We start from the raw sequence: 14,093 nt of genomic DNA, 5'->3' as shown, positions 1-14,093 counted from the left end.
TCGCACGTCACCAGTTGCGGTCAACGAAATCGGCGATGATGGGCGCGATCTCGGGCAGGCACTCTTCCAACGCGAAATGACCTGTCTCGAAGAGATGAAGCTCCGCCTTGGGCACGTCTCTTAGAAAGGCGCGGGCGCCTGGCTCGGGGAAGAAGGGGTCGTTCCTACCCCAGGTGATCAGTGTCGGCGGCTGCTTGCGCCGAAGCCAGTCCTGCCACTCCGGGTAACGCGCAAGGTTGCTCTTGTAGTTGAAGAAAAGGTCATGTTGCGGCTGCCGCCGCTCCGGCAGGTCGAGAAAATGCTGGTCCATCGTCCAGCCGTCCGGTGCGACGCGTTCAAGCTCGCTTGTGCCGCCTTCGTATTGTGCGCGGGTCATCTGCAATTTCAGCACCTCCCCGATCCTGCTGCCGGCATCGGCATCATCGGGCGTCAGCGTCAGGAGGCCCTGTGCCAAGGGCGATAGACCTTCGTGATAGGCGTTGCCATTCTGTACGATGAGGCCGGCGATCAGGTCCGGCCGGCGGGTAGCGAGGCGGAAGCCGACCGGCGCGCCGAAGTCGAACACGTAGAGCATGAATCGCTTGAGGCTGAGGGCGTCGACGAAACCTTCCACCAGCTCTGATAGCTTGTCGAAACTGTAGGTGAACTGGCCTCCGGCTGTGCTGGATGTCGGCGCATCGCTGTGGCCGTAGCCCGGATAGTCAGGTGCGACCAGTCGATAATGGCTGCCGAGCGCGTCCATCAGGCGGCGATATTGATGCGATGACGACGGAAAGCCGTGCAGCAGGAGGAGGGTCGGAGCGTCGACGCTGCTCGGTACGCTCTCCCGATAGAACAGGCGCACCCCGTCGACTTCGATGAAGCGGTGGCGAATAACTGGAACGCTGGCGATCGGCATTTTAACACTCCTAAAACTTAAGCTTATGCATTAGAATTGCGCAGCTGCGACTAATGTGTCAATCCTGAAAATAGACATTAGCGAGAGCGAGGCCGAAAATGGATGTGACACCTTTCGTGGGCGAGCCCTTGGCTCTGGATCTGGTGAACACGCGGCCACGGGTTTCAACGGAATTGGTCGACCTCATTTCCGACGAGGCCGGGCTGAGGGCTTGGGTCGAACTCGAAAGGGATCGGCTCCAAGATGTGGTCCCGGCAGATCTGGCTTTGATCACTGCCGATGACTTGAAGCGTATCCATGCGGTTCGCGCACATGTGGCGATTGCCCTCGATCATCAGATGAAAGGGGGCGCTGTGCCTGCCGCCGCGATCGACGGGCTGAATGCAGCGATGCGCGCAGCACCGGCCGTCCATAGGCTTGATTGGGGCGACCCTCCTGTCGTTGCAACGCATCGGGAAGGATCAGCGGCGGTTCGGCTGGCCGCTTTCCTTGCGGAGGATGCAGCAGCGTTGTTGGCGGGGCCTGAGCGCAAGCATATCCGCAAATGTGAGGCGGAGGATTGCGTCATGCTGTTTGTCGGCACAAACCCGCGGCGGCGTTGGTGTGCGGCGACGCGATGCGGAAACCGCGTGCGCGTGTCGCGCTACTACCAGCGCAGCAAATCGTCCTGACCTATGGGCTATCATTGCGGTCATCGTTTGGCGCTTGTTGAGAAAGTCATGTGCTGACGCAAACGGGAAAGCTCTTGCCGGAGACCCCCGATAGCTTTCAAGCTGTCGTCGGCTTCACGAGTCGACGCACCTGCAGGCCGTTCGGTTCCTGTTGTTTTGAGTTGGACCGGACCCTGCGACGCTGGCGATCGGCGCGGTGAGATCGTCGGCGGACGGGATGCACCGCCAGAACAGAGGGAACGAAAATGAAGAAGCTTCTTGCAACGACTTGCCTGGCCGCCGGCCTCCTTGGCCTTGCCGGCACGGCCTCGGCGGCCGAATGCGGCGACGTGACGATCGCCAACATGAACTGGCAGAGTGCCGAGGTATTGGCGAGCGTCGACAAGATCATCCTTTCGGAAGGTTATGGCTGCAACGCCGAACTGGTGGTTGGCGACACCGTGCCGACGATCACCTCGATGATCGAAAAGGGCGAGCCGGATGTCGCTCCGGAAGGCTGGGTCGACCTGCTGCCGGATGTCGTCAACCGCGGCCTCGAAGAAGGCAAGCTCGTTGGCGCGGCCGTAGCACTTTCCGATGGCGCGGTGCAGGGCTGGTGGGTTCCGAAATACATCGTCGATGCCAATCCAGACATCAAGACGATCGATGACGTGCTGAAGCACAAGGAGCTGTTCCCGGATCCGGAAGACGCGAGCAAAGGCGCCGTCTTCAACGGCCCGCAGGGTTGGGGCGGAACGGTGGTGACGACGCAGCTCTACAAAGCCTATGGCGGTGAAGCTGCCGGCTTCACGCTGGTCGACACCGGTTCGGCCGCCGGCCTCGATGGTTCGATCGCCAAGGCCTATGAGCGCAAGCAGGGCTGGGTCGGCTACTACTGGGCGCCGACCGCACTTCTCGGCAAGTACGAGATGGTCAAGCTCGGGCACGGCGTAGAAGCGGATGCCGCCGAATGGAAGCGCTGCAACACGGTTGCCGATTGCCCGGACCCGAAGAAGAACGACTGGCCGAAGGACAGGGTGCAGACGCTGGTGACCAAGGCCTTCGCCGATCGTGCAGGCCCGGCCATGGACTATCTCAACAAGCGCGCCTGGACCAATGACACCGTCAACAAGCTGATGGCCTGGATGACCGACAACCAGGCAAGCGGCGAGGAGGGCGCCAAGCACTTCCTCCAGGAAAACCCCGATATCTGGACCCAATGGGTTTCGCCCGAGGTTGCTGAAAAGGTCAAGGCCGGGCTCTGATCTAGCCCGTTTGAACCAGCGGGCGGCGCAATCACCTGCGCCGCCTCATTGTTCGACGTCCGGCAACAGCAAAACAACAATCGCGGCCGGTGGAGATTTGGAAGGGGAATGGAATGGACTGGTTGACCCAGTTTCCACACATGGATGACGATAGCCTCAGGGCGCTGAAAAAGGCGATCGACGAGGGGTTCCGCGGCTTCACACGCGCCTATGGCGATACAATCGAAGCCTTCTTCGAGCCGCTGCAGTTCTTTCTCATTCAGTCGGAGCGCTTCATGACGAAGACGCCCTGGCCGATCATCCTGGTGATCATCGCGCTGGTCGCGTGGTTTGCGAGCCGCAATTGGAAGATCGTCGGCGGCTGCGTCGCCACGCTGCTTTTGATCGGCTATTTCGACATGTGGGACGATACGATGAAGACGATCTCGATGATCTTCGTCTGCACCGTATTGTCGATAGCCATCGGCATTCCGATCGGCATCGCCATGTCCCGCTCGGACCGGTTCCAGAATATCGTCAACCCGATCCTGGACGTGATGCAGACGATGCCGAGCTTCGTCTATCTGATCCCGGTCGTCATGCTGCTCGGCATCGGCAAGGTGCCGGGGCTGATCGCCGTCGTCATCTATGCGATACCGCCGATGATAAGGCTCACCAATCTCGGCATTCGGCTGGTCGACAAGGACGTATTGGAGGCGGCCGATGCTTTTGGTTCGTCCGCTTGGCAGAAGCTCAAGAATGTGCAGATGCCGCTCGCCTTGCCGACGATCATGGCGGGCATCAACCAGACGATCATGATGGCGCTTGCCATGGTGGTCATCGCCTCGATGATCGGCGTGCAGGGTCTTGGCCAGCCGGTGCTGAAGGCGATTGCCAACCAGTACTTCACGCTCGGCATCTTCAACGGGCTTGCGATCGTCGGCATCGCCATCATCTTCGACCGCGTCAGCCAGGCCTATGGTCACCGCCTGCAGAAGCATCGCGAGATCATTCACGGTTAGGCCATTGTGCCGACCCCGGCAAAAGAAACGGAAAGCCCCGGCGCAGGCGTCCGAGGCTTTCGCGTTTTGAGATCAGGCTCTTGTCTTCAGGTTCGGCTTGAGAGAATGCCCGTGGAAAGCGCCACGCCGGCTGCCGTGACGATGGCTGCTAGCATCTCGAAGGGGCCGATCTGTTCGCCGAGCAACGCAGCGCCGCCGACCATGGCCAGCACCGGCGTCAGCGCGGTGAAGGCCGCGGCCTGAGTGCCGCCGAGGCTCTTCACCGCAAAGCCGTAGGCGACCATGGCAACAAGGCCTGACAGAATGCCCTGGCTGGCAACCTGCAAGGCGATCTCTGCGACCGGAACATCAGCCAAAGTGCTCCCGAAGACAATCGCAAGCGCCAGATGGATCATGAACGACCAGACGGCGATCAACGCGCTTCCCTGCAGCGGGCTGAGGCCAGAGCGGCGAAAGGCGTGGGTATAGACCGCCCAGAGTGTTGCCGCAGCCGGCAGCAGAACGTATCCGCTCCAGCCGGTGGGGGTTGAGACCGCCAGGTTGCGGGTAAGCAGAATGACGACGCCGACAATGATGGCGGCAAAGCCGACCGCCCGCATCCGGTCTGGCCGCTCGCCAAAGGCCGCGACGCCGATCAGCGCTGTGGCGAGTGGCATCGAGCCGCCAAGGAGAATTCCAACCGACGAGGCTGGCACCGAGTGGATGGCGAAGGTGGAGACTTGGAAGAAGAGGGCGCCCGAACCTGTGACCATCAGGACAAGCAGGTGGACGGGCAGCGTGCGCGGCACGAGGCCGGTCTTCAGCCAGACTGGCGAAAGCAGAAGTGCAGGAATGCCGTAGCGGATCAGGCCGAGGTCTATGGTCCCGAGTGCCGTTCCGGCGGAGTGCCGCGTTGCGAGAATCCAGCCGGCCCAGATGAGGACGGTGACGAAGGCGCCGGCATAGCCGGCGGCAACAGGCGTCGTATTGCCGCGATCGAAAGTGAGCGCAACCATTTGAAATTCCTTCCCGATTTGGCTATCCCCTGGGGCTTTGGGGTCTGGAAGGAAGATTAGGCCCTGGGGGCAGGGCATGTCCTTGCGATTTATGGCTGAAATAGACTATCATCCGCAACAATGTGCCAACGAAAGGCTTTGAAGTTTGTAATCATGCCAAATCTCGATAATTTCGATCTCGCTATCCTGAAAATCCTTCAGGAGGATGCGCGCGCGACCAACGTCGAGATCGCTGACAAGGTCAATCTTTCGCCGTCGCCTTGCCTGCGGCGCATTCGTAACCTCGAAAAATCAGGCATCCTGCGCGGCTACCGCGCCGATATCGACCGAAAGGAAGTCGGTCTCGGGCTCACTGTCTTCGTGGAAATCAAGGTGGGACGTCACAGCCGTGAGAACGCGCAGTTGCAGCAGCAGGCGTTGCTTGCCATTCCTGAAGTCGTCTCGTGCTTCCTCATCTCCGGCAACGCCGATTTCCTCGCTGAGGTCGTGGTCGAGGACCTGCCGGCCTATGAGACGCTCCTGACCGAGACGCTGCTCGCCTTGCCTGGCGTAACCGATATCCGCTCCAATTTTGCGATCCGGTCGATCAAGACCGGCGGTCCGCTGAAGTTGCCAGAGCCGAAGTAACCCGCGATCGCCCGTGTCCTGCAGAAGCGTTTGTCGCCAGCGCTTCTGCCCGCAAGCACTCCTTGCATACCGTTAAGTTTTTGTAAGGTTCTGGAAACGACGCCGATCGCGCTTATCTGATCGCGGGTGTGTATCTTTTCGTTTTGGAGCCGGTAGCCCGTTCATGAAAATCAAGGCAATCCTCAATCGGGACGGTGGAACCTTCCGTACAACGGACATGGCTGCGTACGGATGGATGATAGAGAAGGTCTTCACTGCAGCCGGCCATCAGATCGAAATCGCCACCGTTTCGGGCGGTGAAATGCAGCAGACTTTGGAGCGTACGTGCCGGCGCGATGATCTCGATGCGATCCTTGCCGGTGGCGGCGATGGCACGATTTCAGCGGCTGCCGGTGTTGCCTGGAAAAACCGCATGCCGCTTGGCGTCATTCCGGCAGGCACGATGAACCTCTTTGCCCGCACGCTGAAGCTGCCGCTCGATATCTGGAAGGCACCGGAAGTGCTGGCCAACGGGGTGATTATCGATGGTGATATCGGCAGTGCCGACGGACGCGCCTTCGTGCACCAGTTCTCCATGGGGCTGCATGCACGCATGGTGCGCTATCGTGAATCCTACAGTTTCCGCTCGCGCGCGGGCAAGATCGTTGCAAGCACGCGCGCCGCATTTGGCGTGATCCTCAATCCTCCTGATTTCGAGATCGAATTCGATGTCGACGGGCACCAGGAACGCCGGCATGTCTCGGCGGTGTCCGTCTCGAACAATCCTTTCGGCCGGGATACGCTGATGTATGCCGACGACGTGACGGCCGGCCATCTGGGCTTCTACACCGCACCGCCCTTGAGCCCGCCGGGCGTCGCCAAGCTCGCCTTCGACGTGATGCGCGGCAAGTTTCGCGACAGTCCGTTGATCACCACCATGAGCGGCCATGCGCTCGATCTGCACTTCCCCAAGGTCGATCGCCGGATCAACTGCGTCATCGACGGCGAACTGTTGCCGATGGGGCGCGACGTGGCACTTCGCATTCACCCGGGTGAACTCAAGCTGCTCGTCGGCGCCGATCGCGACGTCTCGACCGTTCAACGCGAGGGGTCGTCGATCCAGACGTAGCCGAAGCCGTAGCGGTCCTCTTGCTTGCCGTCGAGATAGGGCAGGGCCAGTTGCTGCGGGTTGAAGGTCGCAGCCGGTACGCCGAGTGTCTCCAGCGTGCGCATCAGCAGATCCGGCGGTGGGACATCGAGCTTGCCCTCGTCGTTCCAGATCACAAGCAGCGGACCTGCCAAGCGCTCGACCGCCGGCCCGCTCCTGTCGCCCGGGACGAAAACGATGGCGTCGTGCAGTCGCGTGCGCACGTTTCCAGCCAGCAGCTTGTTCGATGCCAGAACCATCGCAGGCTCTCGCCCGTGCTGATCAACCACCGTGTCGACAAGCGTGCTGTAGGGGATGCTGAGCCGGGACGGCTTGCCGAACCAGGGCCGGACGACCGCGCGCGCGGAAACGATGGTGAGCGTGGTGATCACGATGAAGGCGACGAGCAGAAGGAATGGCCGGACGCTAAAACGGGTGTCGACGCCGGATGCTTCCACTTTCAGAGCAAGGTAAAGCGGCAGAAGGACGAGAAAAAGAACGAGCCACTTTTCCCGCATATGGGTAGCGCCGACCGCGAGCACGACCAGCAATACTGCGATCAGGCAGATTGCCAGCATGCGCCCAATGATGCGCGACCAGAGGCTGCTGGCGCGCCAGATGGCCGCCAGATCCTTGCGGAACACCAGCACGAAGACAAGCAGGGCGATAGCACTGCCTCGAAGCGTGGCGACGACGAGCGCGACCGCCCCCTTGAGCCCCTTCGATAGGAAGCTCGTTTCCTGGGCTGTGCCCATTTCCTTCAGGGTGCTGCGCGAAGCGGCGCCGAGGTTCTCGAGGATCCAGTAACCGTGCGGCAGGGCAATGAGCGCGCAGACGGCGACGGCAACGAGAACGCGCCAATCGAAGATGCGGGCACGAAGGGCCGGTTCCGGAATGATGGCGAGGATCGCTGCGACCGGGACGAGAGCGAAATTGTACTTCGAGATGACGCCGATGCCGACCGCGGCGCCGGTCAGGACATAGGAGAAGACGCTGGGCCGGTTCATCGTCCGGATGAAGCCGTAAAGGAACAGCGACACCGCAAACAGGGCTGAGACCGTGTGCGAAAGGTCGCGCTGGGCAAGCAGGAAGATCGGCGGGAAGGTCAACACGCCGATGGCAGCGATCGCGACGAGGCGTCGGTCGCTGAGCACCTCGCGTGCGGCAAGGCCGTAGAAGAGGCAACAGAGAAAAAGCAGTCCGTTCTTGAGCACCGTCATCGTCGCCAGCGACGCGCCGAAGGCCGAAGTCAGCCCGTATTGCAGCCAATTGTAGAAGGGCGGCTGCGAACCGTAGCCGAGCAGCAGGAATTGCGAGACGAAGGCCTGTTCCGATTCGTCGATTTCGAGCGATGTCGAGATGACGAGGCGCAAGCCGATGCACAGCAGGAAGTAGCCGGCAATCAGTGCAACGACGATGTTCGGCCGACGGTTGACGACATCAAGCATCCGCCGGGTCCCGGACAAAGACCTGACGCACGATGTAGTTGGTTGTTTCATCGTCGCGGAAATAGCTGCGCGCCATCATTTCCGCCAGAATGCCCGTCGTAACCAGCTGAACGGACGACAGAAACAGCATGACGCCGACGATCAGCATCGGTCTCGTTCCGATGTCGTTGCCCAGGATGAACTTGTCGAAGCCGAGATAGACGAGGATCAGCGCGCTGAGCGCCCCGCTCGCAAGCCCGATCGAGCCGAAGAAATGGCCGGGACGAGCCTTGTAGCGCATGAAGAACAGCACCGACAGCAGATCGAGGATAACCCGGAACGTCCTGGAGATTCCGTATTTGGACTGGCCGTGCTGGCGCGCGTGGTGGGTCACGGGCATCTCGCCGATGCGGCTGCTCGGCACGACGCCGGCCACCCAAGCCGGGATGAAGCGGTGCATTTCACCCATCAGCTTCACCTGCTTGATGATCGATGCCCGGTAAACCTTCAGGCTGCAGCCGTAGTCATGAAGCCTGACGCCGGTAATCTTGCCGATCAGCCGGTTGGCGCACCAGGAGGGGATCTTCCGCAGGAACAGGCCGTCCTGCCGGTTCTTTCGCCAACCGACGAGCAGATCCAGTTGACGCTCCTCGATCGCCTTTACCATCTCAGGGATATCTGCCGGATCGTTTTGCAGATCGCCGTCGAGCGTGGCGATCAACCGGCCGGCAGCGGCGTCAATGCCGGCTTGCATGGCCGCCGTTTGCCCGAAGTTCTTCTGCAGCTCGACGATCTTGAGGTCGAGTCGAGGGTCGGAAAGGGCCCCGCGCGCATTCACAAGTGTGCGGTCGGTACTGCCGTCGTCCACAAGGATCAGCTCCCACGGTAACGGAAAGCTTGCCAGCGCATCGCGCACGCGGGAGATGAGCGGCTGAATGCTGTCCTCTTCGTTGAAGACAGGAATGACGACGGATAGCTCGATGGGGTGCATGGGACAGCTCGTACATGCGGTGCTTTGGCATGCCGCAAGATTTGGATTGCGCTTACATGCCCGTTTTCTTGCACAGTTATCGGTGATAACCAACGTTCATTCTTTCGTTTCAACACGGGAAATCGACATCTGATGACACCGGATTGCGAGTCCGACCGGCGTTCCTGGTTCGCCCGCAACCGGATGACCTTGCTGTCGGCGAGTGCGATATTCGCTTACGCCGCCTTTGTCGAATGGTTCTGGGGTTGGTCGACGCTGCTGAGGCAATGGTCTGAGATCGGATTCGGCATTGCCTTCTTGGCCCTGGCACTGCTTGTCGCGACCTACTTCATTCGCTGCTACCGAATCTACGATTACTTTCCGCGCGAGACGGCAGGCCAGTTCCTGCCGCTGTTTCGTGTCACGCAGGTTCACAATCTCCTCAACATCATGCTGCCTTTCAGAGCCGGCGAGACGAGCTTTCCGCTGTTGATGCGTTCGGAGTTTTCGGTCCCGCTCGCGCGCGGCACGGCGGCGCTGCTCGTGATGCGTCTGCTTGACCTGCATGCGCTTCTCGTCGTTGCCGCGGTCGGGCTCGTGATTGGCAGGGGCTCGATCGCGCTCTGGACCCTGTGGTTTGCAGCCTTCGTCTCGCCGCTTCTCTTCTTTCTTCTGAAGGGCCGCGCAATTGCGTTGGCGCGCCGGCTCCTGCCGACCAGCCTCGATGCGATCGTCGACGAACTGGAAGCCGGTCTTCCGGTCGATGTCATCGCCTTCCTGCGCGCCTGGGGGATGACCATCCTCAACTGGGCGGTCAAGGTGATCGTTCTTGCCTGGGTGCTGGCCTTCATGGGGGTTGCGCCGCTTTCCGCCTGTTTCGGCGGTGCGCTTGGCGGCGAGCTTTCCTCGGTGCTGCCGATGCACGCGCCCGCGGGCGTCGGCACCTATCCAGCGGCGATTGCCGCCGGTGCTGTTTCCTTTGGCGCCTCGGCAGGACGCGAAGGGCTTGAGCAGCTTGCCGCTGCGGGCGTCAACGCCCATCTGCTGATCATAGTTTCCGCCGTGGCGGGCACGCTGTTGTCGATGGCAATCGGGCGGAAGCATTAAGCCAGGAAGCATGGCAATACGCTTCCGCCCGGATTTTCCGTGCCTTACTGGAACGACGTTTCGTAGAAGCTTCTGAGCTTGCGCGAATGCAGCTTCTCCGGCGGCATGGCCGCGAGCTTCTGCAGCGCCAGAATGCCGATCTTCAGATGCTGGCTGACCTGCGTTTTGTAGAAGGCTGTCGCCATGCCGGGCAGCTTCAGTTCGCCGTGCAGCGGCTTGTCCGACACGCAAAGCAGCGTGCCATACGGTACGCGGAAGCGGAAGCCGTTGGCCGCGATCGTCGCCGATTCCATATCGAGCGCGATGGCGCGCGCCTGCGACAACCGCTTGACCGGGCCACGCTGGTCGCGAAGCTCCCAGTTCCGGTTGTCGATGGTGGCGACGGTACCGGTGCGCATGATCTGTTTGAGATCATAGTCGCGATACCCGGTGACTTCGGCGACGGCATCCTGCAGCGCCACCTGCACCTCGGCGAGAGCCGGCAGCGGGATCCACACCGGCAGGTCGTCATCGAGAACGTGGTCCTCGCGCATGTAGGCGTGCGCGAGCACGTAGTCGCCAAGCCGTTGGCTGTTGCGAAGGCCGGCGCAATGGCCGAGCATCAGCCAGACATGTGGCCGCAGAACCGCGATATGGTCCGTGATCGTCTTGGCGTTCGAGGGGCCGACACCGATATTGACCATGGTGATGCCGCCATGGCCCTTCTTCTTCAGGTGATAGGCCGGCATCTGCGGCAGCCGGGCGAGGGTGAAGTCGGTCTCGGGCTTGTCGGCGCCGGCGGGTGTGATGATGTTGCCGGGTTCGACGAAGGCGGTGTAGCCGTTGCCGCCCTCCGCCATCTGCTGGCGCGCCCAGGCACAGAACTCGTCGATGTAGAACTGGTAATTGGTAAAGAGCACGAAGTTCTGGAAATGCGTCGCGCTCGTTGCCGTGTAGTGGCTGAGGCGCGCCAGCGAATAGTCGATGCGCTGGGCGGTGAAGGGGGCAAGCGGCGAGGGCTCGCCCGGACCCGGCTCGTAGGAGCCGTTGGCGATCTCGTCATCCGTCGTCGTCAGGTCGGGCGCATCGAACAGGTCGCGCAGCGGAATGTCGATCGTGCTGGCGGCCGACGCTTCCACATGGGCACCTTCGCCAAAGGCAAAGTGCAGCGGAATAGGGGTGGCCGATTCCGAGACGGTAACGCCGAGGCCGTGGTTCCTTATCAGATGCCCGAGTTGCTCCTTCAGATAGTGCCGGAAAAGCTTCGGCCGGGTGATCGTGGTCGTGTAGACGCCGGGCGCACTGACATAGCCAAAGGATAGACGGGAATCGACGTGACCGAAGCTGCTCGTCTCGATGCTGACTTGCGGGTAGCAGGCACGATAGCGGGTCAGAGGCTCGTCGGTCTTGCCCAGGCCCTCGAAGGCGTCGCAGAGGAACCGGGTGTTGCGCTCGTAAAGCGCCTCGAGGCAATCGACCGCAGCGACCGGATCATCGAAATACTGCGGCTCGAAAGGCTCAGGCGTTGCGACGGAAAGGACGGAGTGTGAAGAGATTCGCTTGTTCATGTCGCATTATAGGCTGCGGCATCTGACAAGCAAACGACAAGATGCCTGCGCTCACAACCGATTGGCGATCCCGTGCAGGCGGTTCAACGCGGGCCGGCAAGAATGATGGCGCTGCCGACGAGTACGACCGTCATGCCGGCCAGATCCCAGCGGTCGGGCCTCACGCCTTCGGCAAGCCACAGCCAGATGAGCGAGGCGGCAATGTAGACCCCGCCATAGGCGGCGTAGGCACGGCCGGCGGCGGGGCTTTCGATGAGGGTGAGCAGCCAGGCGAAGAGCGCCAGGCAGGCGATGCCCGGAACAAGCCAGACGATGGACTTGTCGAGCTTCAGCCATGCCCAGAAGGCAAAGCAGCCGGCGATTTCGGCGAGCGCGGCGAGGGCATAGACGAGATAGGCGGGCATGCTGACGCGGACCTGATTGAGCGATTCCTTGTGGCAAGAGGACAGGAAAGCGATCTGTCGTGCAAGCCGGGTACAACAAAGCGGCGCGTTGCGCCCCCTCGTGTCGGCCCGGAGCGGTTCTTCCCGCTGCCGACGGTCGGTCAGGTCATCGATTGGCGCTGGAGGGTCACGAACAGGACGAGGCCGGCGCCCTGCTTGCCGATCCCGGAGGCGCTCGCCTTGGTGTAGGCAAGCGCGCCGACCGGAGCCATCAGCAGGCTGGCGAGGGCCAAAACGCGCAGCGATAGAAACGCAGATGTCGAAAGAGCGGCCAGCATGTTCGTCTCTCCGTCAGATCACCACTGTGATCGGTTTCAATCAGGAGCGGGACGCAAGCCGCCCCACGCGTTCGTTACGTTCGTTAGAGCTTCGCCTGGCAGTATTGCGCCGTGTGTGCGGTGCAGTCCGTCAGCGAACCCAGATAGGTGTTGGTGCGGCGACGTTCGGTGTCGGCGCTGACTGCTGCGGCGAGTGTCACAGCGAAAACAACCATCAGAAGGCTGATGATGGTGAGGCGCCGAGCAAGGATATCCATGGTTCTGTCCGTTGTTTGGAGGCAGGTTCAAATCGATTGAGCGTGTTTTCGCATACCCAAACTGAATTGTTGCTGAGATGCTCGTTCATCTGCCGTTCATCTTCGGTTGTGCTGCTGGCAAGTGTCGCGGTAGGGGCGAAAGTCGCGACGGCCGATCTGGACCTCCAGGGACAAGGATAGTGCCTCCGGTCATGCCGTCGGATGCCTCGGTTGGCGCAAGGCTGCCGGCGACCCTGGCAAACAAAAAGGGCGACCCGAGGCCGCCCTTTTTGTTTGCCAGAAACGTGTCTCAGAGGCGCGTCCAGGTCTGCGATTTGCACAGCACCTTCAGGACGCAGCCCTTCATCTTCAGCGAATCGCCGTTGACGGCTCCCGAGCCGCTATAGGTCTTGTCGGTTTCGGGATCGGTGATTTCGCCCGAATAGCTGCCGTCGGTGCCTGAGAGGTTGCCGATGCGCTTGCCCGCATGTTTGCCAGACTTCAGGGTCACGCAGAAGGCGCCGCCGCAAGGAGCAATTTCGGCGGTAGCACCGCTCGCCGTCTTCCAGTTGCCGACGATCGGCTCTGCTGCCGCGGCTGTTCCTGCAATGCCGAATGCCAGCGTCGCGGTGATGAGCAGGGTACGTAGCATGATAATCCTCCAGATCGAGGCTGCCGGCGTGGTCCGCTCCGCCGACAGCTCTAGATGTCCTCGTATGAAAAGGCAGTCTCCTCACCGCCGCGCGCACGATAGCTTACGCGCACGTAAAGGTAAACAAGCCAAATAGCGGCTTTTTCGGCTTTCTCCTGGCTGGTTTTGAGCGGCTCTTGCACAAGGAATTGCGCGTGCTTCGCCGGCGTCGATTGTTTCGTGGTTAGCGTTTGGTTGAAATCGCCGGTTGAATATTTCGTAAATTTTGAAGCAAATGCGCCGGATTTCCGGCCTTCCGATGTTTAACAAAAACTCAAGTTTACCAACCGTTTGAACTTTGTTTGTCGCAAATTAATCATGCATTTTAAGCGCGCATTGAAAGCCCTGCTGCATAGTGGAGCCATAAGACGAGCGGAGAAAAAACGCTCCGAAAACCACCGAAGATGACGCCGCAAAAGATGGCGCGCTTCGGAAAGGCCCGCAAAGAGGCAAGGTCGAACAGGGACCAAAAAACAAGTGCTGATCTGGAGCATGGCCCGCTCGCAAAGGGCGGGCCGCTTCGGAAAAACCAACCAGGCAAGACAGGGAAAAGACAATGGCACGCTTTGATATGCAGATTGCTTCGGATGCCGCGATGGGTGGTGAAAACCAGGCGGAAGTCTTTTGTGACATGGGGCTCGCCTATGCGACCGGCCACGGACGCCCGGTCGATCTGGTCGCCGCCCACAAGTGGCTGAACATTGCAGCGATCAAGGGTTGCGACCGCGCCGTCGACCTGCGCGCCGATCTGGCGATGACGATGAGCAAGTCGGACCTCGCCGCAGCCCTTCGTGCGGCGCGCGAGTGGATGACGATCCATTGACGGTTAGGG

Annotated in this window: 16 protein-coding genes; 7 read left to right on the top strand and 9 right to left on the bottom strand. The window is 61.0% G+C overall.

Translation table 11 applies throughout. The features are described from left to right. Nucleotides 1-7 precede the first annotated feature (7 nt). Complete coding sequence (locus tag MKZ91_RS05725) at nucleotides 8-898, bottom strand: alpha/beta fold hydrolase (protein WP_336168908.1); 891 nt, start codon at nucleotides 896-898, stop codon at nucleotides 8-10. A gap of 98 nt (nucleotides 899-996) precedes the next feature. Between MKZ91_RS05725 and MKZ91_RS05720 the strand changes: the two genes are divergently transcribed. The 3 genes from MKZ91_RS05720 (at nucleotide 997) to MKZ91_RS05710 (ending at nucleotide 3,814) form a co-directional block, all read left to right on the top strand. Further along, entirely contained in the window at nucleotides 997-1,569 is a 573-nt protein-coding gene (locus MKZ91_RS05720) for a CGNR zinc finger domain-containing protein (RefSeq protein ID WP_336168906.1), read from the top strand. Nucleotides 1,570-1,814: 245 nt separating this feature from the next. After that, nucleotides 1,815-2,813 (top strand): ABC transporter substrate-binding protein, encoded by a 999-nt coding sequence (locus MKZ91_RS05715; protein ID WP_336168904.1) that lies wholly within the window; start codon nucleotides 1,815-1,817, stop codon nucleotides 2,811-2,813. Nucleotides 2,814-2,926: 113 nt separating this feature from the next. Beyond that, complete coding sequence (locus tag MKZ91_RS05710; protein WP_336168903.1) at nucleotides 2,927-3,814, top strand: ABC transporter permease; 888 nt, start codon at nucleotides 2,927-2,929, stop codon at nucleotides 3,812-3,814. An 86-nt stretch (nucleotides 3,815-3,900) separates the two neighbouring features. On the opposite strand, the gene MKZ91_RS05705 is transcribed toward MKZ91_RS05710, so the two are convergent. Further along, a complete protein-coding gene (locus MKZ91_RS05705) occupies nucleotides 3,901-4,809 on the bottom strand; it encodes a DMT family transporter (protein ID WP_336168901.1) in 909 nt (302 codons plus the stop codon). A gap of 153 nt (nucleotides 4,810-4,962) precedes the next feature. On the opposite strand from MKZ91_RS05705, the gene MKZ91_RS05700 reads away from it, so the two are divergent. Further along, the gene (locus MKZ91_RS05700; RefSeq protein ID WP_336168899.1) at nucleotides 4,963-5,436 is read left to right on the top strand and encodes an Lrp/AsnC family transcriptional regulator; all 474 of its coding nucleotides are present in this window, start codon (nucleotides 4,963-4,965) and stop codon (nucleotides 5,434-5,436) included. A 163-nt stretch (nucleotides 5,437-5,599) separates the two neighbouring features. Beyond that, on the top strand, nucleotides 5,600-6,544 hold the full coding sequence (locus MKZ91_RS05695) for a diacylglycerol/lipid kinase family protein (protein WP_336168898.1): 945 nt from the start codon (nucleotides 5,600-5,602) through the stop codon (nucleotides 6,542-6,544). Here MKZ91_RS05695 and MKZ91_RS05690 read toward each other — a convergent pair. Together MKZ91_RS05690 and MKZ91_RS05685 are read right to left on the bottom strand one after the other, a co-directional pair. Further along, nucleotides 6,514-8,010 (bottom strand): ArnT family glycosyltransferase, encoded by a 1,497-nt coding sequence (locus MKZ91_RS05690; protein WP_336168897.1) that lies wholly within the window; start codon nucleotides 8,008-8,010, stop codon nucleotides 6,514-6,516. The genes MKZ91_RS05695 and MKZ91_RS05690 overlap by 31 nt on opposite strands. Next, the gene (locus MKZ91_RS05685; RefSeq protein WP_336168895.1) at nucleotides 8,003-8,980 is read right to left on the bottom strand and encodes a glycosyltransferase family 2 protein; all 978 of its coding nucleotides are present in this window, start codon (nucleotides 8,978-8,980) and stop codon (nucleotides 8,003-8,005) included. Before MKZ91_RS05685 ends, MKZ91_RS05690 begins: the two co-directional genes overlap by 8 nt. A gap of 132 nt (nucleotides 8,981-9,112) precedes the next feature. On the opposite strand from MKZ91_RS05685, the gene MKZ91_RS05680 reads away from it, so the two are divergent. After that, nucleotides 9,113-10,066 (top strand): lysylphosphatidylglycerol synthase domain-containing protein, encoded by a 954-nt coding sequence (locus tag MKZ91_RS05680; protein ID WP_336168893.1) that lies wholly within the window; start codon nucleotides 9,113-9,115, stop codon nucleotides 10,064-10,066. 44 nt (nucleotides 10,067-10,110) lie between these two features. Here MKZ91_RS05680 and MKZ91_RS05675 read toward each other — a convergent pair whose 3' ends face one another. The 5 genes from MKZ91_RS05675 to MKZ91_RS05655 all read right to left on the bottom strand — a co-directional run bounded on the left by MKZ91_RS05675 (nucleotide 10,111) and on the right by MKZ91_RS05655 (nucleotide 13,222). After that, the gene (locus tag MKZ91_RS05675; protein WP_336168891.1) at nucleotides 10,111-11,613 is read right to left on the bottom strand and encodes an AMP nucleosidase; all 1,503 of its coding nucleotides are present in this window, start codon (nucleotides 11,611-11,613) and stop codon (nucleotides 10,111-10,113) included. 83 nt (nucleotides 11,614-11,696) lie between these two features. Further along, on the bottom strand, nucleotides 11,697-12,017 hold the full coding sequence (locus MKZ91_RS05670) for a YnfA family protein (RefSeq protein WP_336168889.1): 321 nt from the start codon (nucleotides 12,015-12,017) through the stop codon (nucleotides 11,697-11,699). A gap of 140 nt (nucleotides 12,018-12,157) precedes the next feature. Next, nucleotides 12,158-12,334 (bottom strand): hypothetical protein, encoded by a 177-nt coding sequence (locus tag MKZ91_RS05665; protein ID WP_336169414.1) that lies wholly within the window; start codon nucleotides 12,332-12,334, stop codon nucleotides 12,158-12,160. A gap of 83 nt (nucleotides 12,335-12,417) precedes the next feature. Continuing rightward, nucleotides 12,418-12,591, bottom strand: a complete 174-nt coding sequence (locus MKZ91_RS05660) for a hypothetical protein (protein ID WP_093232134.1) — start codon at nucleotides 12,589-12,591, stop codon at nucleotides 12,418-12,420. A 289-nt stretch (nucleotides 12,592-12,880) separates the two neighbouring features. Beyond that, nucleotides 12,881-13,222, bottom strand: a complete 342-nt coding sequence (locus MKZ91_RS05655; RefSeq protein ID WP_336168887.1) for a DUF2147 domain-containing protein — start codon at nucleotides 13,220-13,222, stop codon at nucleotides 12,881-12,883. Nucleotides 13,223-13,817: 595 nt separating this feature from the next. On the opposite strand from MKZ91_RS05655, the gene MKZ91_RS05650 reads away from it, so the two are divergent. Continuing rightward, nucleotides 13,818-14,084 carry a sel1 repeat family protein gene (locus tag MKZ91_RS05650; RefSeq protein ID WP_336168885.1) on the top strand — a complete coding sequence of 89 codons (267 nt, stop codon included), beginning with the start codon at nucleotides 13,818-13,820 and terminating at the stop codon, nucleotides 14,082-14,084. Nucleotides 14,085-14,093: the final 9 nt, after the last annotated feature.

This window comes from Ensifer sp. MJa1 (assembly GCF_037026475.1).
Classification (GTDB): Bacteria; Pseudomonadota; Alphaproteobacteria; order Rhizobiales; family Rhizobiaceae; genus Ensifer.
Note: the sequence above shows the minus strand (reverse complement) of the source record. Positions and strands in the feature narration are given on the sequence as shown.